19 protein-coding genes are annotated in these 24,841 nt (G+C 77.2%); 10 read left to right on the forward strand and 9 right to left on the reverse strand.

Annotated features, from left to right (window positions below):
* A partial coding sequence (locus IEY94_RS21515) for a sulfate adenylyltransferase subunit 1 (RefSeq protein WP_189172067.1) occupies positions 1–1,020 on the forward strand: 1,020 nt, incomplete at its 5' end.
* A gap of 7 nt (positions 1,021–1,027) precedes the next feature.
* On the opposite strand, the gene IEY94_RS21520 is transcribed toward IEY94_RS21515, so the two are convergent.
* From IEY94_RS21520 to IEY94_RS21555, 8 genes are all read right to left on the reverse strand, one after another.
* Entirely contained in the window at positions 1,028–4,639 is a 3,612-nt protein-coding gene (locus IEY94_RS21520) for an nSTAND1 domain-containing NTPase (RefSeq protein WP_189172068.1), read from the reverse strand.
* Positions 4,640–4,675: 36 nt separating this feature from the next.
* Positions 4,676–8,311, reverse strand: coding sequence for an nSTAND1 domain-containing NTPase (locus tag IEY94_RS21525; protein ID WP_189172069.1), 3,636 nt, complete (start codon positions 8,309–8,311; stop codon positions 4,676–4,678).
* 76 nt (positions 8,312–8,387) lie between these two features.
* Positions 8,388–8,543, reverse strand: coding sequence for a hypothetical protein (locus IEY94_RS21530; protein WP_189172070.1), 156 nt, complete (start codon positions 8,541–8,543; stop codon positions 8,388–8,390).
* Positions 8,544–8,746: 203 nt separating this feature from the next.
* Positions 8,747–9,661, reverse strand: a complete 915-nt coding sequence (locus tag IEY94_RS21535) for a glycosyltransferase family 2 protein (protein WP_306341618.1) — start codon at positions 9,659–9,661, stop codon at positions 8,747–8,749.
* Positions 9,658–10,596, reverse strand: a complete 939-nt coding sequence (locus IEY94_RS21540; protein WP_229784333.1) for a sulfotransferase — start codon at positions 10,594–10,596, stop codon at positions 9,658–9,660. The genes IEY94_RS21535 and IEY94_RS21540 overlap by 4 nt, the downstream gene beginning before the upstream one ends.
* Positions 10,593–11,171: a glycosyltransferase gene (locus IEY94_RS21545; RefSeq protein WP_229784334.1), complete on the reverse strand. Its 579-nt coding sequence runs from the start codon at positions 11,169–11,171 to the stop codon at positions 10,593–10,595. The genes IEY94_RS21540 and IEY94_RS21545 overlap by 4 nt, the downstream gene beginning before the upstream one ends.
* On the reverse strand, positions 11,168–11,641 hold the full coding sequence (locus IEY94_RS21550; RefSeq protein ID WP_189172071.1) for a glycosyltransferase family protein: 474 nt from the start codon (positions 11,639–11,641) through the stop codon (positions 11,168–11,170). Before IEY94_RS21550 ends, IEY94_RS21545 begins: the two co-directional genes overlap by 4 nt.
* Before the next feature lie 116 nt (positions 11,642–11,757).
* The gene (locus IEY94_RS21555; protein ID WP_189172072.1) at positions 11,758–12,648 is read right to left on the reverse strand and encodes a hypothetical protein; all 891 of its coding nucleotides are present in this window, start codon (positions 12,646–12,648) and stop codon (positions 11,758–11,760) included.
* Between the two features lie 98 nt (positions 12,649–12,746).
* Here IEY94_RS21555 and IEY94_RS24070 point away from each other — a divergent pair, with 98 nt between their 5' ends.
* From IEY94_RS24070 to IEY94_RS21585, 6 genes are all read left to right on the forward strand, one after another.
* Entirely contained in the window at positions 12,747–14,486 is a 1,740-nt protein-coding gene (locus IEY94_RS24070) for a Wzz/FepE/Etk N-terminal domain-containing protein (protein WP_189172073.1), read from the forward strand.
* 43 nt (positions 14,487–14,529) lie between these two features.
* A complete protein-coding gene (locus IEY94_RS21565; RefSeq protein ID WP_189172074.1) occupies positions 14,530–15,897 on the forward strand; it encodes an O-antigen ligase family protein in 1,368 nt (455 codons plus the stop codon).
* Positions 15,894–17,093, forward strand: a complete 1,200-nt coding sequence (locus IEY94_RS21570) for a hypothetical protein (protein ID WP_189172075.1) — start codon at positions 15,894–15,896, stop codon at positions 17,091–17,093. The genes IEY94_RS21565 and IEY94_RS21570 overlap by 4 nt, the downstream gene beginning before the upstream one ends.
* The gene (locus IEY94_RS21575) at positions 17,090–17,944 is read left to right on the forward strand and encodes a sulfotransferase family protein (RefSeq protein ID WP_189172076.1); all 855 of its coding nucleotides are present in this window, start codon (positions 17,090–17,092) and stop codon (positions 17,942–17,944) included. Before IEY94_RS21570 ends, IEY94_RS21575 begins: the two co-directional genes overlap by 4 nt.
* Positions 17,932–19,521, forward strand: coding sequence for a lipopolysaccharide biosynthesis protein (locus tag IEY94_RS21580; RefSeq protein ID WP_229784335.1), 1,590 nt, complete (start codon positions 17,932–17,934; stop codon positions 19,519–19,521). The genes IEY94_RS21575 and IEY94_RS21580 overlap by 13 nt, the downstream gene beginning before the upstream one ends.
* 61 nt (positions 19,522–19,582) lie before the next feature.
* Complete coding sequence (locus IEY94_RS21585) at positions 19,583–21,565, forward strand: hypothetical protein (RefSeq protein WP_189172077.1); 1,983 nt, start codon at positions 19,583–19,585, stop codon at positions 21,563–21,565.
* 82 nt (positions 21,566–21,647) lie between these two features.
* Here IEY94_RS21585 and IEY94_RS21590 read toward each other — a convergent pair whose 3' ends face one another.
* Positions 21,648–22,040, reverse strand: a complete 393-nt coding sequence (locus IEY94_RS21590) for a CBS domain-containing protein (RefSeq protein ID WP_189172078.1) — start codon at positions 22,038–22,040, stop codon at positions 21,648–21,650.
* A 173-nt stretch (positions 22,041–22,213) separates the two neighbouring features.
* Here IEY94_RS21590 and IEY94_RS21595 point away from each other — a divergent pair, with 173 nt between their 5' ends.
* Genes IEY94_RS21595 through IEY94_RS21605 form a run of 3 tightly spaced genes read left to right on the forward strand, consistent with a single transcriptional unit; the run spans position 22,214 to position 24,718 of the window.
* A complete protein-coding gene (locus IEY94_RS21595) occupies positions 22,214–22,945 on the forward strand; it encodes a phosphocholine cytidylyltransferase family protein (RefSeq protein WP_189172171.1) in 732 nt (243 codons plus the stop codon).
* Positions 22,933–24,000: an iron-containing alcohol dehydrogenase family protein gene (locus IEY94_RS21600; protein WP_189172079.1), complete on the forward strand. Its 1,068-nt coding sequence runs from the start codon at positions 22,933–22,935 to the stop codon at positions 23,998–24,000. The genes IEY94_RS21595 and IEY94_RS21600 overlap by 13 nt, the downstream gene beginning before the upstream one ends.
* A complete protein-coding gene (locus IEY94_RS21605; RefSeq protein ID WP_189172080.1) occupies positions 23,975–24,718 on the forward strand; it encodes a CDP-alcohol phosphatidyltransferase family protein in 744 nt (247 codons plus the stop codon). The genes IEY94_RS21600 and IEY94_RS21605 overlap by 26 nt, the downstream gene beginning before the upstream one ends.
* Positions 24,719–24,841 lie beyond the last annotated feature (123 nt).

Consider the following 24,841-nt stretch of genomic DNA (forward strand, 5'->3'; position numbering starts at 1 on the left):
ACCCCGCGACGCAAGTTCATCATCGCCGACACCCCCGGCCACATCCAATACACCCGCAACATGGTCACCGGGGCGTCCACGGCGGACCTCGCGCTCGTCCTGGTCGACGCCCGCAAGGGGCTGGTCGAGCAATCCCGCCGGCACGCGTTCCTGTGCTCGCTGCTGCGGGTGCCGCACCTGGTGCTGTGCGTGAACAAGATGGATCTGGTCGACTGGTCCGCCGACGTGTACGAGGAGATCGCGGCCGAGTTCACCGCGTTCGCCGCGAAGCTGGAGATCCCCGACCTGGCGATCATCCCGGTGTCCGCGCTCAACGGCGACAACGTCGCCAGCCGGTCGGCGAACATGCCCTGGTACGAGGGCCCGTCCCTGCTGCACCACCTGGAGCACGTGCACATCGCCAGCGACCGCAACCTGGTCGACGTCCGGTTCCCGGTGCAGTACGTGATCCGCCCGCAGTCCAGCGCCCACCCCGACTACCGCGGGTACGCCGGCCAGGTCGCGTCCGGCGTGCTCAAGCCCGGCGACGAGGTGATGGTCCTGCCCTCGGGCTTCACCTCCACGATCACCCACATCGACACCGCCGACGGCCCGGTCACCGAGGCGTACCCGCCGATGTCGGTCACGATCCGGCTCGCCGACGAGATCGACATCGCCCGCGGCGACCTGATCTGCCGCCCGCACAACGCCCCGACATCCACCCAGGACATCGAGGCGATGATCTGCTGGATGGACGAGACCCGCACGCTGACGCCGGGCTCCCGGTACACGATCAAGCACACGACCCGCACGGCCCGGACGATGGTCAAGCAGCTCCACTACCGGCTGGACATCAACTCGCTGCACCGGGACGAGGCGGCGGTGGAGCTGGGGCTGAACGAGATCGGGCGGATCCGGCTGCGCACGACGCAGCCGCTGCTGGCCGACGAGTACCGGCGCAACCGCACGACGGGCGGCTTCATCCTCATCGACGAGTCGACGAACCGCACGGTCGCCGCCGGCATGATCGTCGAAACCTGACCCGCCGCTACGGCCCCGCGGCGCAGCCGGTCCGGGCGGAGTCCGGGAACCGCCGCGCCGCCAGGACGCACACCCGGTCCAGTGCCGCGGCCGGGTCGGTCACCCAGGCGGCGATGGTGCCGTCGGTGTCCCCGGAGTAGACGGTCCGGCCGGCCCGGTCGAAGGCGATCGCCGTGACCGAGGCCGCGTGGCCGCGCAGCGCGGCCAGCAACTCCCCGGTGGCCGCGTCGTGCAGCAGGACCACGTGGTCGTGCCCGCCGGTGGCCAGCAGCCGCCCGTCCGGGCTGTACGCGAGCGCCTCGACCCGGGCGGTGTGTTCGGCGTGGCGGGCGGTCTCCCGGCCGTCGGCCACCCGGCGGACGCTGATCCCGCCGGCCTCGTCGTTCAGGGAGAGGGCGACCTCGTTCCCGCCCGGCCGGATTGCCGCGTCGAGGACGGGCAGGTCGGTCCGGGCCTCGCCGCGCAGCGCACGCCGGGCGACGTCCACGACCGCGATGCCGCCGGCGGCATCCACCGCGACCAGCGTCCGGCCGCGGTCGGCGAACCGCACCGCCAGCAGTGCCGCCGGGCGGGCGATCCGCCCGACCGGGCTGCCGCTGCGCACGTCGACCAGCTCCACCTCGCCGCCCGGCCGGTCGACGGCCCGGGTGCCCACCGCCAGCAGTCCGCTCGCCCGGTCCAGGTCGACGCCGGTGATGTCGCCCGAGGCGGCGCGGACGCGCTGTACCGGCACCCCGCGGTCGGCGTCCCAGACCGTCGCCGCCCACCGGCTGTACGTGGCCAGCGGGGTGGGCGGAACGGCGGCCGGGCCGCCGCGGTACGGCGAGCCGGGCGCGCGATCCTCGAACACCCGGGTGTCGCGCGAGCCGACGTCCAGCAGCGCGGCGCCCTGCATCGTCCGGCCGCCCTCCAGCCGGGCGTTGGCCACCGCGGCGAGGGTGCGATCGTCGCCGCTCACCGCCAGGTCGGCCACCTCGGTGGGCGGGCCGACGTACGGCAGGTCGTCGCGCTGCCAGAGCAGGACCGACTGGCCGCGCCCGGCGGACGCGACGGTGCGGCCGTCGGGGCTCACGGCGATGCCGTAGATGTCGGCCGCGTTGCCGGTCAGGTCGGCCAGGCGGCGACCGGTCCGACCGTCCCGGACCGTCAGCGTGCCGTCCTGCGCGCCGGACAGGACGGTCCCGTCCCGCGGGTTGACCGCGAGCGCCCGGACCGGCGTGAGGTGGCCGCGCAGCGCGAGCCGCGACCGGTCGCCGCGGGTGTCCCGTACCTCGATCGCGCCGTCCGCGCCGGCGGTGACCAAGCCGGTGCCGTCGGCGGTGAAGCGCACGGCGTACCGGGGGCCGGCGGTGGCCGGGTTCCGGAGCAGCCGCCCGCGCCGGACGTCCCACAGCCGCACGGCGCCTGCGCCGTCGGCCACGGCGAGCAGGCCGCCGTCCGGCCGGAACGCCAGGTCCGAGCGGGGGCCGCGGGCGGTCCGGAACTCGCCGGCCGGGGTCAGGTCGGGGACGCGGCGCAGCCGTACCCGGCCGTCGGCGCCGAGGCTGGCGAGCAGGCGGCCGTCCGGGCTGAACGCCACCGAGTCGAGCCGCCCGCCGTCGTCGTGCACCAGCGGACCGGCCGTACCGGCGCCGGCGTGCCAGAGCCGGACGGTCCCGTCGAGGCCGCCCGTGGCGAGGAGGTCGCCGCCCGGGTGGAAGGCCACCGCCCGGGCCGCGCCCACGTGTCCGGTGAGCCGGTGCACCTCCCGGCGGGCGGCGACGTCCCACACGGTCACCGCGCCGTCCTGACCGGCGGTCGCCAGGCGGGTGCCGTCGGGGCTGAACGCCACCTCCTTGACCGCGTCGCGGTGGGGGAGGCGGCCGCTGTACGGGCGGTGCCCCGCGAGGCTGAGCAGGGCACCGCGCGCCTCGGTCGTCGGCGCGGCCCGGTACGACCGGACGGCCAGCCGCAGCGCCCGCGGCAGGTCCGACCGGGAGGCCGCGAGCGCCTCGGCGGCGAGCTGCCGGGAGCGGGCGAGTTCGCGCTCCGTCACCGCCCCGCGCCACTGCCGCAGCGCGACGCCGGCGCCGGCCAGGACCAGCACGAGCAGCACCGCCAGCGCGGTGTTGAGCCGGCGCACCTGGCGCGCCCGCCGGGCCGCCGCCGCGCGCTCGGCCCGCTCGGCCCGGTCGGCGGCCGCGAGGAACGCGCGCTCGACCGCGTTGAGGGCGGCAGTGTCGGCCGGCCGGTCCGCCCACTCCCGGGCCAGGGCCAGGCGGGGGCCCCGGTACAGGTCGCCGTCCTCCCGGCCCTGGGCGTCCCAGGCCGTCGCCGCGTCGGTGAGCCGGCGGTGCAGGCGCAGCGCGTCCCGGTCGCCGGTCAGCCACTCCTTCAGGCGGGGCCAGGTGCCGATCAGGGCCTCGTGCGCGATCTCCACCGTGTCCCCGCCGACGACGAGCAGCCGGGCCCGGGCGAACCGGTCGATCACCTCCGCCAGACCCGGCCGGTCCAGCTCGGCGGTGTACACCCGGCGGCGGGTGTCGGCGGTGCCCTCGCCGAGCGCGGTCAGCCGGATGAGCAGGTCCCGCGCCGCGTCCCGCCGCGCCGGTTCCAGCGCGGCGTACTCCGTCTCCGCGGTCCGGGCGATCGCGCCGGTCAGCCCGCCGGTCGACCCGTACGCCGCGAGGGTGAGCTGGCCGCCCCGGCACAGCCGCCAGGTCTCCAGCAGTGCGTGCGAGATGAGCGGCAGGGCGCCGGCCTGCCCGGCCGCGTCGGCGAGGACCTTCGTCACCAGCGCCCGTTCGACGGTCAGCCCGGTCAGCCGGGCCGGCGCCGTGATGGCCCGGGTCAGCTCCCCGTCGGTCATCGGTCCGATCGGGACGGTGGCGCCGGCCAGCGCCGCCGCGAGCCGCGGATAGCGGGCGCAGTGGCCGTAGAAGTCCGGCCGCAGGGCGATCAACAGCACCCGGCCGGGCAGTGCGGCCGCGTCGACCAGCGCGGCGATGAAGTCCGCCCGCTGGCCCTCGTCGCGGCACAGGGTGAACAGCTCCTCGAACTGGTCCACGGCCAGCAGGGCCGGCGGCGCGACCAGGCGGGCCCGGTGCTCGTCCATCGGGCGCTCGCCCGGCGTGATGACCAGCATGTCCCCGTCCGGCGCGCGCAGGGCGGGGAGCAGCCCGGCGCGCAGCACCGACGACTTCCCGCTGCCGGAGTCGCCCACGATCGCCAGGAAGCCGTGCGCCCGGGCGCGTTCGGTGAGCGTCGCCACCAGCGCCTCCCGGCCGAAGAACCGGCCGGCGTCGGCGACGTCGAAGCTGGTCAGCCCCCGGTACGGCGGCTCCTCCCGGCCGGCCGGGAGGGACGGCCCGGCGGGCTGCTGCCGCACCGCCGCGCGCCACCGCCGCTCCCACTCCGCGGTGTCGCCGGCACACGCGTCCACGAACGCGCGGACCACCGCCAGGCCGGGCAGGCGGCGCCCGCCGGCCGCGTCGGAGAGGGTCGACGGCGAGTACCCGGTGCGCTCGGCCAGCTCGCGGTAGCCGGGGTTGCCGGCCGCGCGCCGGACCTCGCGCAGCCCCGCGGCGAACTCCTGGACCGGCCCCGCGGTCGGGTCGAGCATCCGTTCCGGCCGTGCCATGCCACCCCCGATCGCCGGCGCGCCGCGGCGACCACCCTATCGACGGGCGTCCACCCGGTCCGACCGGCGGCAGTCGTCGGCCGGGTGGTCCGGGAAGTTGCGCAGCAGCGTCGCGCACACCCGCCGGCTCGCCGCGGCCACGTCGGTCAGCCACGGGATGACCACGGCATCGGCGCCACCGGTGTAGAGCGTGCGGCCGTCCGGGCTCCACACCGCCGTGGTCACCGCCGCGCGGTGCCCGCGCAGCGTGGCCAGCCGGGCGCCGCTGCGCAGGTCCCACAGGCCGAGGGTCATGTCGTGGCTGCCGCTGGCCAGCGTCCGGCCGTCCGGGCTGTATGCCAGCGCGTCGATCGGCCCGGCGTGGCCGGTGAGCCGGCGGACCCGCTCGCCGGTGCGCACGCTCCAGATCGAGATGTCGCCCGAGTCCTCGCCGATCGCCACTTCGGCGCCGTCGGCGCGGATGGCCACGTCCACGGCGCGGGCGCCGTTGGCGATCGTCCGGACGACCGCGTCCGCGCGCGGGTCCAGCACGGTGATCACGCCGTTGGCCGCGACGCTCACCAGCCGCCGCCCGTCGGCGGTGAAGCGCAGGCCGAACACCGTGTCGGGCTGCGCCGAGGTGGTGGCCACCAGTGCGCCGGTGCCGATGTCGAACAGGCGGATCTGCCGGTCCGCCCCGCCGATCGCGAGCAGGCCCGCCGCGGCGTCTAGGGTGCCGGTGAACTGGCGGTCGGGGAAGCCGCCGAACGTGCGCACGCGCTTGCCGCTGCCGCCGTCCCAGACGTGCGCCTGCCGCTGGTACCAGGTCAGCACCGGCTGCGGCGGTACGGCGATCGGCGCCGGCCGGGCCGGCGCGCGCGGCGGCCGGCTGACGTCGGCGTGGTCGGTGGCCCGCACGGCCCGGGTGGCCGTGTCCCACAGCAGGGTCTCCTGGACGGTGACCGGCCCGGACACCTGCGGCGGGTCGGTCGCCGCCAGCGTCCGGCCGTCGGGGCTCAGCGTGAGGTTGCCGATTTCGCCCTCCGGGCCCTGCATCGGCAGCTCGCCGCGGTGCCAGAGCAGCGCGCTGCGGTCCCGGCCGCCGGAGGCGATGGTCCCGCCGTCCGCACTGATCGTCAGCCCGTACGGGATGGCCGTGTTGCCGACCAGCTCGTGCATCCGGTTGCCGGTGTGCACGTTCCAGACGTACACCACGCCCGTGGCGTCGCCGCTGATCAGCTCCTCGGGGGAGCGCGGGTTGAAGACGATCGCGCGGACCAGGGAGACGTGCCCGCGGATCGTCCGCCGGACCGCGCCCGTCGCGGCATCCCGCAGGGTGATCGTGCCGAGCCCGCCGGAGCTGGCCAGCAGCGTGCCGGTGGGGTCGAACCGCACCCGCTCCTGCGCGTCCTCCGGCGGCGGCGCCGACCACACCGCCCGGCCCGTCCGCAGGTCCCGGACCGCGACCCGGCCGTTCCCCTCGGCCACGGCGAGGCGGTCGCCGCGGGGGTGGAAGTGGACGTCGGACCGGTCGCCCGCCGCCACCCGGAACCCCGCCGCCGGGGCGCCGTCGGCCACCCGCCACACCAGCGCCGCGCCGTCGGTGGTGATGCCGGCGAGGCGGCTGCCGTCCGGGCTGAACTCGACCGCGTTCAGCGGCGCCCCGCCGGGCCGCAGCAGCCGGGCGGGCGCCGCGGGGTCGGCGGCGTCCCAGATCCGGACGGTGCCGTCGGCGCCGCCGGACGCGACGTACCGGCCGGCGGGGTGGAAGTCGAGCGTCCGGATCGCCTTGTGGTGCCCGGTCAGCCGGGCGATCTCCCGGCGCTCGGGGACGTGCCACAGGCCGAGGATGCCGTCCTGCCCGGCGACGGCCAGCAGGTTGCCGTCCGGGCTGAGCGCCACATCCTTGATCACTTCGTGGTGGTCCAGCTTGCCGCTGTACGGCCGGTACCCGGCGAGGCTGAGCAGCGCGCCGCGCGCCTCGGGGGTGTCGGCCGCGCGGTGCGCGGCCGCCGCCAGCCGCAGCGCCTCGGGCGCGTCGGCCCGGACCAGCGCCATCGCCTCGGCCGCGAGCTGCCGGGAGAGCGCGTCCTGGCGCTCGCGGATGGCCCGCCGCCACTGCCAGATCGCGGCGACGGTACCGAGCAGCGCGAGCACGAGCAGGGCGGCCAGGCCGACATTCAGCCGCCGGACCTGCCGCGCCCGCCGGGTCGCCGCCGCCGCCTCGGCCGCCGCCGCAGCGGCGGACGCGCGTAGGAACTCGCGCTCGACGGCGTTCAGGGCGGCCCCGCCGGCTCGGTCGACCCACTCCAGCGCCTCGGTCAGCCGGGTGCCCCGGTACAGGTCGCCCGGCTCGCGGCCGAGCCCGTCCCACACCGTCGCGGCGTCGGTGAGCCGGCGGTGCAGCCGCAGGGCGTCCCGGTCCTCGGTGAGCCAGGTGCGCAGCCGCGGCCAGGTGCCGATCAGCGCCTCGTGCGCCACCTCCACGGTGTCCTCGCCGACCACCAGCAGCCGGGCCCTGGCGAACCGCTCGACGACCGCGGCGGTGCCCGGCCGGTCGAGTTCGCCGACGTACACCCGGCGGCGGGTGTCGGCGGTGCCCTCGCCGAGCGCGGTCAGCCGGATGAGCAGGTCCCGGGCGGCGAGCCGCTCGGTGTCGTCGAGGGCGGCGTACTCCTGTTCGGCCGTCCGGGCGACCGCCCCGGTCAGGCCGCCGGTCGCCTCGTACGCGGCCAGCGTCAACTGGCTGCCCTGCCGGTGCCGCCAGGTCTCCAGCATCGCGTGCGAGATCAGCGGCAGCGCCCCGGCCTGGCCGGCGGCGTCGGCGAGCAGGGTGGCGATCAGTGCCCGCTCGACGGCCACGCCGGCCCGGCGGGCGGGCGCGGTGATCGCCCGGGCCAGCTCCTCGTCGGACATCGGCCCGAGCGGGGCGGTCGCGCCGGCCAGCGCGGCGGCGAGCCGCTCGTGCGCCGCGCAGTGGCCGTAGAAGTCCGGCCGCAGCGCCAGCAGGACGACCACGTCCGGCCGGTCGGCCGCGGCCAGCAGGGCGTCGATGAAGTCGCGGCGCTGGCTGCCGTCCCGGCAGACGGTGAAGACCTCCTCGAACTGGTCCACCGCCACCACCCGCGGCGGGTCGGCGAGCCGGGCCCGGTGCTCGTCCATCGGCCGCTCGCCGGGGGTGATCACCAGGGCGGGCGGGTCGGCCGGGCCGCTGAGCGCGGGGACCAGGCCTGCCCGGACCAGCGACGACTTGCCGCTGCCGGAGTCGCCGACGACGGCGAGCAGGCCGTTGTCGGCGGCCCGCCGGGCGAGCGCGGCGACCAGCGCCTCCCGGCCGAAGTAGCGGTCGGCGTCGGCCACCTGGAAGCTGGCCAGCCCGAGGTACGGCGGCCGGTCGCCGTCGTCGGCGCCGGTCGCCGACTGCGCCGCCACGGTCGCGGCCGTCCGCCGCCACCGCTGCTCCCACTCGCCGGCGTCGCCGGCGCACGCCTCGACGAGGCTGCGCACGACGGCCAGGCCGGGGAGCCGGCGGCCGCCGGCGGCGTCGGACAGGGTGGACGGGGAGTAGCCGGTGCGCGCGGCGAGCGCGCGGTAGCCGGGGTTGCCGGCGGCCCGCCGGAGCTCGCGCAGTGCTGCGGCGAACTCCTGGACGGGGCCGGCGGTCGGATCGAGTACTCGTTCGGGGCGTGCCACGGCGACCCTCCCGGGCCGCCGCGCGGGGCGGGGGATGGCGGCGGCACCGCCGCAAACCCTATCGATGCGGGGCGGCTCAACCGATCCCGGCCCAACCCCGGCCGGCGCCGGCCCGGGCCCGGCCCATGCCGGCCCAGCCGCGGCCGATCCCGGCCCAGCCGCGACCGGTACGGGCGCCGGCGCGGTCGGCGGGAGCGGCGGTGATCGGGCGGCGGGCGGCGGGCTTCTGCATGGCGTTCATCTGATCCCCCAGGGCTGCTCGGGCGGTCGGAACTGCGATGCCGATGAGCCAATCCGGGGCGGCGATTGTTCGATAGCGGCGGTCGCGCCGAACAACCCGGGACGCCCGTCGGGACGGCCATCCGTGCAGCTCAGAGCCGTTGTCCGACCCGTTCCCGAGGGGTGAGACGCCGGTCACTGCGGCAGCCCGCGGGGCTAGATGCCGCGGCCCCGGCGGTGCAGCGCGCGCAGGACCCGGTCCGGGCCGACCGCCCCGGCGGCGACGGCGAGGGCCAGGTACGCCCGCGGCTCGCGCGGCGCCGACCGCAGCGTCCGCCCGACCCACCGCAGCGCGTGCCGGCGCCGCCCCGCGGCCGCCTCGGCGAACGCGATCTGGCCGCGGATGCGCCCCGCCCCGCGCGGCACGTCGGCGAACTCGGGGTACCGGTCCAGCAGCCAGCGCAGCGCCTCCGCGATGGTCGCCCAGCGGCGGGCGAAGAACGACTGCTCGTGCCAGCGCACCTCGACCAGCGGGTCGGCGACCGCCCGCACATCCGTGCGCCGCGCGGCGCGCAGCAGCAGCTCGTAGTCCTCGGCGTAGCTGCCGGGCAGCGCCTCGTCCACCAGCCCGATGCCGTCGACCAGCGCGGCGCGGCGGAACAGGAACGTGGACGGGTGCAGCTCGGTGCGCCGGTCGCGCAGCAGCTCGGCGAAGCCGACCCGGTCGGCGCCGACGCCGCGGTCGACGGCGTGCTCGGCGTACCGCACCCGGATGCCGCAGCAGACCAGCTCCGCCGCCGGGTCGGCGGTCAGCGCGGCGACCTGCGCCGCGAGCTTGCCCGGCAGCCAGCGGTCGTCGTCGTCGCAGAAGGCGAGTAGCTCGCCGGTGGCGGCGAGGATGCCGGTGTTGCGCGCGCCGGCCAGGCCGGGCACGCGGTCGTTGGCGACCACCCGTACCCGCCGGTGGTCGTCGCCGCCGGCCAGCGTCGTGTCCGGCGCGGACCGGTCGTACACGACGATCGTCTCGACCGGGCCGGGGTACGCCTGCTCGCGGATCGCCGCGAGTGCGCTGCGCAGCAGCCCCGGCCGGTCCCGGGTGGGCACGACGACGCTGACGGTGGGTGCGCTCACGGCTGCTCCTCGGGGGTCGGGCGGACCGGATAGCCGTACCGCAGCCGCAGCGGCCAGGTGGTGCCGGCGACGATCCACCGGCGCCGGCCGGTGTGGCCCGCCCGCCAGGCGTCGTCCCGGCGTACGGTCACCGGCCCCGCGGCGAAGCGCAGCGGGTTGCCGGCGATGCTGTGCACCGGCCCGGCCGGCGGCGCGGCGCCCGCCGGCGCGGGCCCGGGCAGCCCGGCGAACCGGTGGACCTCGGCCAGCGCGCCCGCCGGGTCGGCGGTGAAGTCCTCGTACCGCAGCCGGTGCACCGGGGCCCGCCGGGCGAGCGCGTCGAACGCCGCGTTCTGCGCCAGCCACCGCCCGCTCGCCCGGCCGGGCGAGAGGACCGGCATGTACTCGACCCGGTCGGCGACCTCGGGCCGGCGCACCCGCTTGGCCCACGAGTGGGCGACCGCGGGCGCGTCCCGGACCAGGTGCAGCACGCGCAGGTCGACGCCCTGGGCGAAGCGCAGCGCGAAAGCCAGCGAGGCGTGCTTGCTGGAGTCCACCACCAGCGCCGCGCCGGACACCCCCGCGGCGGCGGCGTGCAGGCGCCCGTACAGGTCGGTGTAGTCGGCGACCGCGCCCCGCCGGGCGGCCGGCGGGGTCCGCCGGGCCAGCCAGGGCAGGTGCCGGGTGCGGTCGACCCGGGCCTTCAGCGCCAGTACCGCGGCGGGGTCGAGCCGGTCCCAACCGCCGTACGCCCGCTCGCCGACCGCCGCCCAGAAGGCGCAGTCCCGGAACGGCGTACCGCAGCCGCAGCGCTCGTTGGCGCCGAGCCCGCGCTCCCACAGGTGGACGGTCTCGCCGACCGCGCACACGTCGGGACGGGCGGCGAGCAGCCGCTCGATCAGGGTCGAGCCGCTGCGCCCGAGCCCGCCGATGAACAGCACCCGCACGCGGCTCACCGGCGCCGCCGCGGCGCCGGGCGGTCGGCGATCAGCGCGTCGATGATCTCGCCGACCCGGGCGACGCCGGGCGGGACCCCGCCGGTGCCGGCCGGGGTGGCGAGCGAGTCGGGGTCGGCCAGCCCGGCGTCCAGCTCGGCGGCCAGGGCGGCCGCGTCCGGGCAGAGGCGGATCATGCCGGCGTCGGCCAGCCGGCGGGCGAAGAGCTGTTGGTGGTCGTCGACGTGCTCGCCGAGAGCCGGGTCGCGGGGGACGACCAGCGGTACCCGCCCGTGCCGGCGGGCCTCGGTGATGGTGGCGGGGCCGCCGTGGCTGACCACGACGGTCGCCGCCGCGAACGCCCGCTGGAGCGCGGCGTGGTCGAGGAACGGCACGGCGCCGGGCAGGTCGGGGCGGGCGCTGCTGCCGTACTGCACGACCAGCGGGGGCCGGTCGGCGCGGCTGCGGTACCAGTCGGCCAGCCAGCGCAGCGGCCGGTCGAACGGGTGCACGTCGGTACCGACGACGGTGACCACCGCGCCGGCGGGCCCGCGCCGCTGCTGGGGGATGTCCGGGCGCCCGGCGTCCCGGCTCACAGGAGCTGGCCCACGACGGTCGCGCGTGGGTACGAGCGGCGCTGCTCCTCCCACTGCACCAGCATCGCGGAGAGGAACGGCCGGCAGAGCCGGGCGGTCAGCGTCGGGGTGTCGATCCGGTCGTACACCTCGATGTAGATGGTGGGGATGCCGCGCAGCCGGGCGAGCGCGACGAACGGCAGGGCCACGCCGGCGCCGGTGGTGACGACGGCGGCGACCTCGTGCCGGCGCAGGAACCGGGCGGCCAGCCGCAGGTTGCGCAGCAGGTTGGGCACGTTGCGGGTGGTCGGGTGGTGGGCCCAGGTGACCGGCTCGTCGGCGAGCAGCGAGCGGGCGTCGGGGGTGTCGAAGGTGACCCAGTGCCGGGGCCGGTCGCGGTACCACGGGCGCAGGGCCACCAGTTGGGCCAGGTGCCCGCCGCTGGACCCGACGAGCAGGACCGGTGCGTCCGGTGTGGTGGTGGCGGCCATGCGACCCCTTCCGTCGGAGCGGCCGGATGGACGGTACCGCAAACCCGCGCCGCCGGGGCACCCCGGCGGCGTCGACCGGAGCGGCCAGCAGTACAAATTGGATATATCGGCCGCGGTCAGTCCGCGAGCTGCGCCAGGTGCGCGTCCAGCCGGTCCAGCGTCGCCGCGTCCCGGCCGGAGTCGAGCGGGCCCGCGAAGTGGGCGCCCGACGCGACCGCCAGCGCCACCGGGTCGGCGGCGCCCGGCGGCAGCACGAACCGCTTGCTGTCGTTGAGCACCGCGAAGCCGCCGCCGCGGACCAGCGTCGGCAGCACCGCCCGCTCCGGGGCGAGGCAGCCGCGGAAGTACCCGGCCACGTCCGGCCGGTCCCGCAGCACGTCCCGGACGTGGAGCGCCGCCCGCCAGCTCAGCGCCGCCGCGAACTCGCCGCCGTACAGCCGCAGGTCGGCCGGCGGCCGGACCGGCGTGCCCAGGGTCAGGCCGTACTCGGCGTGCAACTGCACCGGCGGGTGCAGCCGGTTCAGCCAGCGCAGCGGCCGGCGGACCAGCGCCGCCCCGCGCCCCGGCCCGGCCAGCCGGCGGTGCCGGGTCAGGTAGTGGCTGCGGGTGCGGTACCGCGACCACGGCGCCCCGGCGCCCGGCTCCCAGTGGGTGAACGCCGCGTCGACGCCGGCGGCGACCCATTCGTCCTCGGCGTGCCGCAGCGGGCGGATCGGGTATTCGTCGTCGCGCAGGTTGACGTACCAGTCGACCGGCCCGGCGTGCTGCTCGACCCAGTCGATCCCGCTGAGGTACCGGTCGACCGCGCTGAAGTCGCCCACGCCGCCGAGGTGGTGGGCGAGGCCCACGCCGGGCAGGGCCCGCAGCGCCGCGGCGTCGACCGGCTCGGCGTGGATGTCACGGCTGACGTGGACCACGCAGCCCGGGCTGTAGCGCTTGACAACCGTGACGAGTCTGGTCAGATGCTCTGCGGAGCCGTTGCTCTGCACGTGGTAGCAGAAGCGCATGGCGCTATTATCGACCTCCGTCGAGTCGAGTGGCGCCCGATGTGGATAGCGCGAAGCCCGGACGCACCGGTTGTGCGACGAAAGCGAGCGAAACACCCATGAATTCGTCCCACCCCGCGGAGCCGCCCGAGCCGGAGGGTCCCGACCTGGCGGCCTACCTGCGGTGGCTGCGGCGGCATTGGTGGGTGATCGCGCTCGGCGCGGTCGCGGGCGTCGCCGGCGCGTACGGGCTGATCCTCGTCCAGACCCCCGTCTACCGCTCGACGACGCAGGTCGTCGTCCGCGCCGTCGAGATCGGCGACAAGGGCAACAACAACCAGAACAAGGTCAATCTGGACACCGAGGCGCAGGTCGTCCGGTCGCTCGTCGTGGCGGAGAAGGCCCGCGCCGCGATGGGCTCGGCCATCCCCGCCGACGCGCTGGTCAAGGTCGTCAGCGTCGGCGTCCCGCCGAACAGCCAGGTCCTCAACGTCACCTTCGCCGCGCCCGACCCGCGGGCCGCCCGCGCCGGCGCCGCGGCGTTCGCCACCGCGTATCTCGACCTGCGCGGCGCCGAGGCGCGCAAGCGGGTCGACGACGAGCGCCGGGCGCTGGACAGCCAGATCAGCACGGTGACCAAGCGGCTCGACAGGATCGCCGACGAGATCGCCGCCGCCGGCCGGGACTCGTCCGAGCGGGAGCGGGCGATCGCCGACCGCAACGTCCTCACCGACCAGCTCCGCGCGCTGAACGAGCAGCGCAACCCGCTGATCGCCGCCGCCGTCCACCCCGGTGAGGTCATCTCCGAGGCCCGGCTGCCGGCCGACCCCAGCTCGCCCGACACCACGCTGTACCTGGCCAGCGGCCTCGCCGCCGGGCTGCTGCTCGGGCTGCTCGCCGCGCTGGCCGCCGACCGGTTCGACGGCCGGGTGCGCCGGCCGCGGGACCTGGCCGAGCGGTTCGACGTGCCGGTGCTGATGGAGGCGCCCGGCCAGGTCAGCGCCCTCGGCATCGTCGCCCCGAACCATCCCCTCGCCCGGGAGATCGGCCGGCTGCGCAACGTTCTGCTCGCCACCGGGCAGCCCCGCCCGGGCCGCGGCCGGCTGGTCCTGGTCACCGCGGCCTCGACCGGGCCGTCGGCGGCGTTCCTCGTGGCCAACCTCGCCGCCGCGTACGCCCGCACCGGGCAGCAGGTCGCCGTCGTCTGCGCCGTACCCCGATCCGCCCTCGCCGCCATCACCGGCACCCCCGCCGCCGGTCCGGGCCTGGCCGGCGTGCTGCGCCGCGACCTGCCGGTGCTCCAGGCCCTCACCCCGCTGGGCGACCTGCCGGCCCTGCGACTGCTGCCGCCGGGTGACCTCGACGCCGCGGCCGAGCTGCCGCTGGCGGTACTGCGCGAGGCGCTCGACGCGCTGCTCGACCGGTTCGACCACGTACTCATCGAGGCCGCCTCGCCGCACGTCAGCGTGGAGGCGCAGGCGCTGGCCGGGGACGCCGACGCGGTCCTGGTCGTGGCCGAGGCCCGGCGCACCCGGCGGACCGAGGTGGCCGCGGCCATCACCCGCTTCGCCCAGGTGGGCGCCCGGGTCACCGGCACCGTCCTCGCCCCCCGCATGCCGGAGGTCCCGCCGCCGCCGGCCGGCCCCGCGGCGGCCCCGCCGCCCGTCGACCGGACGGTCGCGCTGCCGCCGGGCCCCGCCGTCAGCCCGCCGCCGCCGGCCGACGACTCGACAATGATCCTGCCGCGGATGGTCGACGTGAAGCCGACACCGCCCGCGACGGAGAGCGGCGTGGCCGCCGCCAACGGGCGCCCCGCGCCGCGCCAGCTCGCCCCGGAGGCCGGCGAGGACGCGCGGTGAGCCCCGCGGGCCGCCCGCCGACCGCACCGGCGGCAGCGCGGCGATGACACTGGTCGTCCCGGCCGCCGCCGGGGCCGTCGTCCCCGCCGCGGTCGCCCGCGGTTGGCGGCTGCCGTACGCGTGGCCGCTGTTCGCGCTGCTGCCGCTGTACCCGCTGTGGTGGCTGCTCGGATTGGGCCCGTTCATCTTCATCCTGCTCGCCGTCCCGATGGTGCTCCAGCTCGCGCGGCGACCCCGGATCGCCGTACCGGCCGGCTTCTGGATCTGGCTGATCCTGGTGGGCTGGGTCGTGCTCTCGGCCGTCATGCTCGACCTGACCGCACCCGGCACGATGCCGCCCGGCGGCTCCGGCCGGTACGTCGCCTGGGCCATCCGCGTGCTCAGCTACCTGTCGGCGACCGTCGTGCTGCTGTACGTGCACAACCTCAGCGAGCAGCAGCTTCCGCGGCGCCGGCTCGTCCGCTGGCTCGCCGCCACCGCCGTCTGGGTCGTCGTCGGCGGGTACCTCGGCCTGCTGCTGCCGCGGGTGCGGTTCCCCGCCCCGCTGTCCCACCTGCTGCCCCACGGCATCGCCGCCGACCCGTTCGTCAAGCGGCTCATGCACATCGAGTTCGCCCAGGTCCAGCAGATCCTCGGCGCGGCCGCCTCGGCCAGGCCGGCGGCGCCGTACGACTTCACCAACACCTGGGGCGAGAACCTCGCCGTCCTGCTGGTCTGGTTCGTCGTCGGCTGGGTGGTCCTGGCCCGCGGCTGGCGCCGGCTGGCCGGGGTCGCCGTGCTGGGCGCCGCGCTGGTCCCGATCATCGGCTCGCTGAACCGCGGGATGTGGCTCGGGCTCGGCCTGGCCGCCGCGTACGTCGCCGTGCGGCTCGGCGCGCGCGGCCGGCTCCGCGCGCTCGTCGCCCTCGGCGGCACGACCCTGCTCGTCGGCGCGGTGATCGCACTGTCGCCGCTGGGCGAGACCATCGGCGGCCGGCTCGCGCACGGCCACAGCGACCGGATCCGGACCACGCTGACCAGCAGCGCGTACCGGGCGGCGAACGCCTCGCCCGTCCTCGGGTTCGGCGGCAACCGCGCGCTGGTCGGCAGCAACAAGTCGATCGCCATCGGCAAGACCGCCAACTGCGGCCAGTGCGGCAACCGGGAGATCGGCTCGGACGGCCAGTTCGGCAACCTGCTCGTCGGCCAGGGCTGGGTGGGGCTGATCTGCTACAACGCGTTCTTCCTGTGGGCGCTGTGGGCGTACCGCCGGCGGCGCGACGCGATCGGGATCGCCGCCAGCACCGGGATCGTGCTGCTGCTGTGGTTCCAGTTCGCCTACAACTCGGTCCCGATGACCCTGATCTACGCGATGGTCGGCCTCGGGCTGCTCGCCCGGCCCGCCCCCGCCCGCCCGGCGGTGGCGGCGTGATCGGCCCGGACCGCGGCGGGTACCTGCCCACCCTCGCCGACCAGCTTTGGCCGGCCCCCGCCGCGCCCGTCCTCGGCCGCGGCGGCCCGGGCTACGTCGTCGTCCCCGCCGCGGCCCGCCCGCGGCTGGTCGTGCCGGCCGGGCCCGGCCGGGTCGTCGCCGCGGCCGTCCGCGCCGCCGTGGTTCCCGCCGACGCCGCCGCCCGGCGCCGGCAGTGGGCCGTCGCCGCCCTGTTCCGCGCCGGCCTCGGCCGGCTGGTGTTCCGGGACCGGCTGCGGCCCGGCGACCCCGCCGGCGTCGGCCTGGACCGCCACCTCGCGGCCGTGCTCGGCGCGCCCGTGCTCGCCAGCGTGCACATCGGACCGGCCCGGGCCAACCGCAAGCCCGTCCTCCAGCTCCGCCGGCCCGACGGCGCCGCGGCCGGGTACGCCAAGCTCGGCGTCGACCCGCTGACCCGCCGTTTGGTCGCCGCCGAGGCCGGCACGCTCGCCGTGCTGGCCGGCCTGCCGCTCGGGCCGGTCGCCGTACCGCGGGTGCTGCACCACGGACGGTGGCGCGAGCACGAGCTGCTCGTCCAGAGCCCGCTGCCGGTCCGGCTGCCCCGGGCCTCCCCGGCCGCCGCCCGCGCCGCCGAACTGCGTGCGATGGTCGCCGTCGCCGGCTGCCGGGGGATCGCGGCGGCGCCGCTGGCCGACAGCCCGTACCGGCGCGGCCTGGCCGACCGGATCGCCGCGCTGGGCCCGGCGCCCGAGCGGGGCCGGCTCGCCGCCCTGCTGGCCGCCGCCGCCGACCCGGACCCGCGGGTGCCGTTCGGCGCCTGGCACGGCGACTGGAACGGCGGCAACAGCGCCGCCCTCGCCGACGGCCGGGTGCTGGTCTGGGACTGGGAGCGGTTCGCCACCGGCGTCCCGGTGGGCTACGACGCGCTGCACCACCGCCTCCAGCGGGCGCTGTCGGCCGGCGTACCGCCGCGGGCCGCCGCGGCCGACCTGCTCGCCGCCGCGCCGGCGGCGCTGCTGCCGTTCGGGCCGGGGGTGCCGGCCGCCGCGGTCGCGCTGCTGTACCTGGTCGAGCTGGCGACCCGGTACCTCGCCGACGGGCAGCGCGCGGCCGGGGCGGCGATCGGGGACGTGGCGAGCTGGCTGCTGCCGGCCGCCGAGGAGTACGCGAACGGGGAGAGGAACGGGCGACGGTGACGGTGCGGGAGTGGGCGTACGAGGCGGCCCGGCGGACCAGCCGTACGTACGGGCGGTGGACGGCCGACGCGCGGCTGGCGCCCGGCTTCCTCATCGTCGGCGCGCAGCGCTGCGGCACCACGTCGCTGTACAAGACCCTCGCCCAGCACCCCGCCGTCCTCCCGGCCGTGCGGCACAAGGGCGTGCACTACTTCGACACCGGCTACCACCATCCCCGCGACTGGTACCTCGGCCACTTCCCCACCCGCCGCCGCGCCGAGGCCGTCCGCGCCCGCTGCGGCGCCGCCATCACCGGCGAGTCCAGCCCGTACTACATGTTCCACCCGCTGGCCGCCGCGCGGATCGCCGTCGACCTGCCCGGCGTACGGCTGCTCGTGCTCCTGCGCGATCCGGTCGAGCGGGCGTACTCGGCGCACGCGCACGAGCTGGCCCGCGGGTTCGAGACGCTGCCGTTCGCCGGGGCGCTCGCCGCCGAGCCCGGCCGGACCGCCGGCGCCGCCGACGCCATCCGCGCCGACCCGCTGCTGCGCCACGACAGCCTCCAGCACCACGCCTACCTCGCCCGCGGCCGGTACGTCGAGCAGGTGGAGCGGCTCGCCGCGGCGGTCGGGCGGGAGCGGGTGCACCTGGTCGACTCCGACGACTTCTTCGCCGAGCCGCGGCCGGCGTTCGACGCCGTGTGCGACTTCCTGGGCCTGCCGCGGCACGCCGGGATCGCGTTCGGGCGGCACAACGCGCGCGACCGGGCGCCGATGCCGGACGAGCTGCGGGCGCGGCTGGCCGCGCACTTCCGGCCGTACGACGAGCGCCTCGCCGCCTGGTGGGGGCGCGTGCCGTCGTGGCGACGCTGACCCGGCCGCCGGGCGCCGGGCCGGGGCTCGGCGGCGCGGCCCGGCACAGCGTGGCCAACCTCGCCGGGGTGGGGCTGACCGCGCTGGCCGCGTTCGGCCTGAACGTCGTCGTCACCCGGGTCTGGTCGCCCGCCGCGGCGGGGCTGTTCTTCGTCGTGACCAGCCTGTTCCTGCTGCTGCTGGCCGTGGTCGGGCTGGGCAGCGGGACGGGCGTCGTGTACTTCGTCAGCCGGTACGTCGCGCTGCACCGGCCGGAGCGGGTGCGGCCGGTCCTCGCGGTCGGGCTCGGGCCGGTCCTCGGGCTCGGCGCGGTCTGCTGCGCCGCCGGCTGGGTGCTCGCGCCCCGGCTGGTCGGGCTGCTGCCGGGGCTGCCCGCCGGGGTCGCCGCCGGCGACGTCGTGCTCGCCGTCCGGGTGCTGCTGCCGTTCCTGCCGCTGGCCGCCGCCGCCGACTTCGCGCTGGCCGCCTGCCGCGGGCTCGGGGCGATGCGGCCGCTGCTGCTGGTCGAGCGGCTCGGGCGGTCCGCGCTCCAGGTCGCGGCGGTGCTGCTGGTCGCCGCGGGCGGCTGGGCGGCCACCGCCGCGCTGCCGCTGGCCTGGGTGGCGCCGTACCTGCCGGCCGCCGCGGCGGCGCTGCTGTGGCTGCGGGCGCTGGTCGCCCGGCTGGGCCGGGCCACCGCGGGCGGCGGCGGGGACTGGCGGGCCGAGTGGCGGCCGTTCTGGGCGTACACCGGGCCGCGGGCGCTCGCCACCGTCCTCCAGGTGGCGCTCCAGCGGATCGACATCGTCCTGCTCGGCGCGCTGCGCGGCCTCGGCGACGCCGCCGTCTACACCGCCGCCACCCGGTTCCTCGTGCTGGGCCAGCTCGCCGGGCAGGCGCTGTCCACGTCCGTCCAGCACCGGCTGGCCGCACACCTCGCCCGGGGCGAGCGGGCCGCCGCCGGCGAGCTGTACCGGGTGGCGACCGGGTGGCTGGTCCTGCTGGCCTGGCCGGTGTACCTCGGCTGCGCCTGGCTGGCCGGGCCGATGCTGCGGCTGTTCGGGCCGGGGTACGGCGACGGGCGGGCGGTCACGGTCCTGCTCGCGCTGGCGATGCTCGTCGCCACCGGCTGCGGCATGGTCGACGCCGTGCTCATGATGGCCGGGCGGACGTCGTGGACGCTGTACAACGCGCTCGCCGCCGGCGCCGTCAACGTCTCGGGGAACCTGCTGTGGATCCCGCCGTACGGGCTGCTCGGCGCCGCCGTCGCCTGGGTGCTCGCCATCCTGATCAACAACCTGGTGCCGCTGGTGCAGCTCCGGGCGGCGCTCGGGCTGCACCCGTTCGGGCGGGAGACGCTGGCCGCGGCGGGGCTCGCGCTGGCCTGCTTCGGGGTGCCGCCGCTGCTGGCCACGCTGGCCGGCGCCGGCGGCCCGGCGGGGGTGGCCGCGGCGCTGGCGGCGGGCGCCGCGCTGTACGGTGCCGGGGTGTGGCGGCTGCGCCGGGTGCTGCGACTGGACGCGCTGCGGGCGCTGCGCCGCGGCGGCCGGCAGTCGGATACCGGACAGTCGGTGGAGTCCCCGGCCGCCGATCGGTGACGATGCCCCCAGCACCCCGATCCCCGCGCCCGCCGGGGCCCGCCCTCACCCGGGAGACTCCGTGATCCGCGCGATCCGCCGCCGCGCCGCGTCCGCCGCCGCCGTCCTGCTCGGCGCCGCCGTCCTGGCCGTACCCGCGCCCGCGCCCGCCGACCCCGGCCCGCCGCCGGACACCCACGCGCTGGCGACCGTACCGAGCACGCTGACCCCGAACGTCAAGGACGGCGCGGTCAACGCGATCGCCGAGGTGGGCGACGCGGTCGTCGCCGGCGGCACGTTCGGCACCGTCCGGGACCCCGGCGGCGCGGACGTCGCGCGGCCGTACCTGTTCGCCTTCGCCCGCAAGACCGGCCGGCTGCTCGCCGGCTTCGCCCCGAAGCTCGACGGCGAGGTGCGCGCGGTGCTCGCCGGCCCGGTCGCCGGCACGGTGTACGTGGCCGGGCGGTTCGGCACCGTCAACGGCACCGCCCGCGGGCGGGTGGCGCTGCTGCGGGTCAGCGACGGCGCGCTCGTCGCGGAGTTCGCCCCGCCCGCGTTCGACGCGCAGGTCAAGGACCTGGCGCTGGCCGGCGGCCGGCTGCTCGTCGGCGGCGGGTTCGCGTCCGCCGGCTCGGCCGCCCGGCCCGGCCTGGCCTCGCTGCACGCCCGGACCGGGGCGCTGGACGGGTACCTGACCACCGCGCTGACCGAGCGGCACGGCACCGGCGACCACCCCGCCCCGATCGGCGCCGAGAACCTCGCGGTCTCGCCCGACGGCGGCCAGCTCGTCGTCATCGGCAACTTCCGCCGGGCCGGCGGCGCCGCCCACGACCAGATCGTCCGGCTGGACCTCGGGCCGAAGGCCGCGACGATCCGCGACTGGCACACCGCCGACTTCACCCCGCAGTGCGCGGTGGCGTTCGACCACTACGTCCGGGACGTGGCGTTCGCGCCGGACGGCGCGTACTTCGTCGTGGTGACCACCGGCGCCGCGTTCCCCGGCACGCTGTGCGACACGGTCTCCCGCTGGGAGACCGCGGCGACCGGCGCCGACCGCAAGCCCACCTGGGTGGACGCCTCCGGCGGCGACACCTTCCTGTCCGTCGCCGTCGGCCGGTCCTCGGTCTTCGTCGGCGGGCACTTCCGCTGGCTGAACAACCCGAACGGGCGCGACGACGCGCGGTCGGGCGCCGTCGGCCGGGCCGGCATCGCCGCGCTGGACCCGGCCAGCGGGCTGCCGCAGGCGTGGAACGGCGGGCGCAACCCGCGCGGGTACGGCGCCGACGAGCTGCTGCTCACCCGCGACGGCCTGTGGGTCGGCAGCGACACCGAGTACTTCGGCGACCGCGAGCACTACCGCGGCCGGATCGGCTTCCTCCCGTTCGGCGCGACCGCCCCGCACCCGCGGACCGTGGCCGGGCTGCCCGGCCGGGTGTACCAGTTCGGGGCGGCGAGCCAGGTGCGCGCGTACGACGGGAACAAGGCCGTCGGCAAGCCGGCCGCGATCCCCGGGATCACCGTGGACTGGCGCAGGGCGCGCGGCGCGTTCTGGGTCGGCGGCACGCTGTTCCACGGCGAGGGCGGCAAGCTGTACCGGCGCACGTTCGACGGCTCCAAGCTCGGCGCCGCCGTGCCCGTGGACCCGTACCACGACCCGAAGTGGGACAAGGTGCTGACCGGCTCGAAGCCGGACGAGCAGCAGACGTACGCCGGCGTCACCACGACCTTCCACACCCAGCTCGCGTTCGTGACCGGCGCGTTCTACGCCGGCGGCCGGCTGTACTACACGCTGGCCGGCAAGGCGGGCCTGTACTGGCGCTGGTTCGACCCCGACAGCGGGACCGTCGGCGCGCAGGAGAGCGCCGTCGCCGGCGTCGGCGGGCTGACCGACAGCGCGGCGGTGTTCGTGGCCGGCGGGTCCTTCTACACGGTGAACGACACGACCGGCGACCTGGCCAGGCAGGGCTGGTCGGGCACCGCGCCGACCGGGCGCCCGGCGGTGGTCAGCGGCCCGGAGCTGGACAGGGTCGACTGGCGCTCCCCGCAGACCTTCGTCGGCCCCTGACCGCCGAACCGCGGTACGGGCCGGCGGGCGGCCGCGCGGCGGCGGCCGGACCCGGCGGCCCGGCCGCGGCGCGGCGGGAGGGTCAGGCGGCGGAGGAGTCGGTGGCGCGGGCCCAGACCCGCAGGATGTCGCGGACGGAGATCACGCCGAGCACCTCGGCGCCGTCCAGCACGACCAGGTGGCGGAAGCCCCCGCGGACCATCGCGGCCGCGGCGGCCTCCAGTGTCCAGTCGGGGCCGGCGTAGACGACGTCCCAGGTCAGGTGGGCGCCGGTGCGCTCGGTGTCCGGGTCGAGGCCGGTGCCGATCGCCTTGAGGACGTCCCGCTCGGTGATGATCCCGATGCCCTCGGAGTCCGGATCGAGCACCACCGCGGAGCCGACCCGGCGCTCCGTCATCAGCGTCGCCGTCTGCCGCAGCGTGTGCTCCGGCCCCACCGTCAGGACCAGGGCCGCCATCGCGTCGCGTACCTGCATTCACATCACCCCTTACGCACGGTACGGACATCGTCGCCCGCTCGGTGCCAAGTCTCAAGACTTGTACTTTCCCGCGCGCTATGACCGACAATCCCCGCCCCGGGCCCGGCGCCGGCGGGGCGCCCGCGGGCCGGGAGATAGGATCGGCGGACCGTAACGGCGAGGGGGAGTACATGATCGGGCTCGTGCTCGCGGCCGGCGCGGGGCGCCGACTGCGCCCGTACACGGACACGCTGCCGAAGGCGCTGGTCCCGGTGGACGGCACGACGACGATTCTCGATATCTCGCTGCGCAACCTGGCCGCCGTCGGGCTGACCGACGTGACCGTCGTCGTCGGGTACCGGGCCGAGGCCGTCGCGGAGCGTCAGGCGGCGCTCGAGGAGCGGTACGGCGTCACCCTCACCCTCGTGCACAACGACCGCGCCGAGGAGTGGAACAACGCGTACTCCCTCTGGCTGGCCCGGGAGCGCTTCGCCGGCGGCGCGCTGCTCGTCAACGGCGACACCGTCCACCCGGTGAGCGTCGAGCACACGCTGCTCGCGCAGCGCGGCCCGGGCATCCTGCTCGCCATCGACAACGTCAAGGCGCTCGCCGACGAGGAGATGAAGACGATCTTCTCCCCGGACGGCCGGCTCACCCGGATCACCAAGCAGATGCCGCCCGAGCGGGCGTTCGGCGAGTACATCGGCGCCACGCTGATCGAACCGCACGCCGCCGCCGGCCTGGCCGACGCGCTCCGGGTGACCTGGGAGCGCGACCCGAACCTGTACTACGAGGACGGGTACCAGGAGTACGCCGACCGCGGCGGCGAGGTCCGCGCCGCGACGATCGGCACGATCGACTGGGTCGAGGTGGACAACCACGACGACCTCGCCCGGGCGCGGGGGATCGCGTGCCACTACTAGCCCGCACGGTCAACACGCCGCTCGCCATCGAGGTACGGCGGGGGGCGATCGGCGAGTTGGGCCCGCTGCTGGCCGACCGGCGGATCTCCGCCGGCGGCGACGTGGCCATCGTGGTCGGGCCGGGCCAGGGGGAGCGGATCGCCGAGCTGTGCGGCCCCGGCCTCGGCCGGGCCGACCTGTTCCACGTCACCGGCGGGACGCTGGACGCCGCGCACGAGCTGGGCGAGCGGCTGCGCGCCCGCAGCTACGACGCGGTCGTCGGGATCGGCGGCGGCAAGACCATCGACACGGCCAAGTACGCCGCCTCCCGGTACGCCGTCCCGATGGTCAGCGTCGCCACCTCGCTGGCCAACGACGGCATCGCCTCGCCGGTGGCCTCGCTGGAGCACAACGGCCGCAAGGGCTCGTACGGCGTGCACATCCCGATCGCGCTGGTCGTCGACCTGGACTTCGTCGAGAACGGTCCGGACGCCCAGACCCGGGCCGGCATCGGCGACGCGGTCAGCAACCTCAACGCCGTCGCCGACTGGGAGCTGGCCCACCGGGTCCGCGGCGAGCCGCTGGACGGGCTCGCGGTCACCCTGGCCCGCACCGGCGCGGAGGCGCTGCTCAACCACCCCGGCACGATCGCCGACGACGACTTCCTGACCGTACTGGCCGAGGCGCTGATCCTCGGCGGCATCGCCATGTCGGTGTGCGGGTCGAGCCGGCCCGCGTCCGGCGGCTGCCACGAGATCTCGCACGCGCTCGACGAGCTGGCGCCCGGCGCGGCGTCGCACGGGGCGCAGGTGGGGGTCGGGGCGCTCATCTGCACGTACCTGCGCGGGGAGTCGGCCCGGTTCGCCCAGCTCGCCCGGTGCCTGCGCCGGCACGGGCTGCCGCGCTCGGCCGCCGACCTCGGCGTGACCGACGAGCTGCTGGCCGAGGCGCTCGTCCGGGCGCCGGCCACCCGCCCCGATCGGTACACCGTCCTCGAACACCTCGAACTCGATGCGCCGGCCGCCCGGGCGCGGCTGGCAGACTACTCCGATGCCCTTGCCGCACTCCACGTCTGACGCCGCCGCCGCACCGGGTGCGGCCCGCCCGCCCCGGTACGCCGACTTCTACGCCGCGAACCGCGGCGGCGGCCTGTACTCGGAGGCGGTCAGCCAGCGGCTCGGCGCGCTCGTCGCCGCCACCGCCGCGCGGCTGCGCCTCACCCCGACCGCGCTCACCCTGGTGAACCTCGTCGTCGGGCTGGCCACCTCGGCGTACGCCGTCGCCCGGGCCGACGCGGTCGCGGCCGGGCGGGCGTCGGCGTGGGTCGTCGGCCTGGTCGCGCTGCTGGGCTGGCAGGTCGCGTACGCGTTCGACTGCGCCGACGGCCAGCTCGCCCGGGTGACCGGCCGGAGCAGCCCGCGCGGCGCGCGGCTGGACATCCTGTGCGACGTGGCGGCGCAGATCGCGCTGGTCACCGCGCTGGCGACGACCGCGGCGGCGCAGCGGCCGGGCGCGCCGGTGTGGCTGCTGGCGGCGTTCGCCGGGACGTGGATGGTGAACCTCGTGACGTCGGTGCTCGCCGCCGGGCCGCAGGCGGCGAGCATGGTCACCTCGACCGGGCTGCCGGTGCGGCTGGTCAAGCTCGTCCGCGACTACGGGGCGATCATCGCGGCGGCCGGGCTGATCCTGCTGGTCGAGCCGCAGTGGACGATCTGGCTGGTCGCGGTGTTCACCACGATCAACGCGGCGTTCCTGCTGGCGAGCATCGCCTTCACCACCCGCCCGGCGGCCTGACCCGCGGCCCACCGGCCGGAATGGACCGTCCGGGGGTGGCGATCACGGTACGGGCTCGGCCAGGCTGCCCTCAGCGAGTGACGTCGATGCGTCGCGGCGGTGGCCGCCGCGCGGTACGGGGGA

Origin of the sequence: Pilimelia anulata (assembly GCF_014647895.1) — a bacterium.
Taxonomy (GTDB): Bacteria; Actinomycetota; Actinomycetes; order Mycobacteriales; family Micromonosporaceae; genus Pilimelia; species Pilimelia anulata.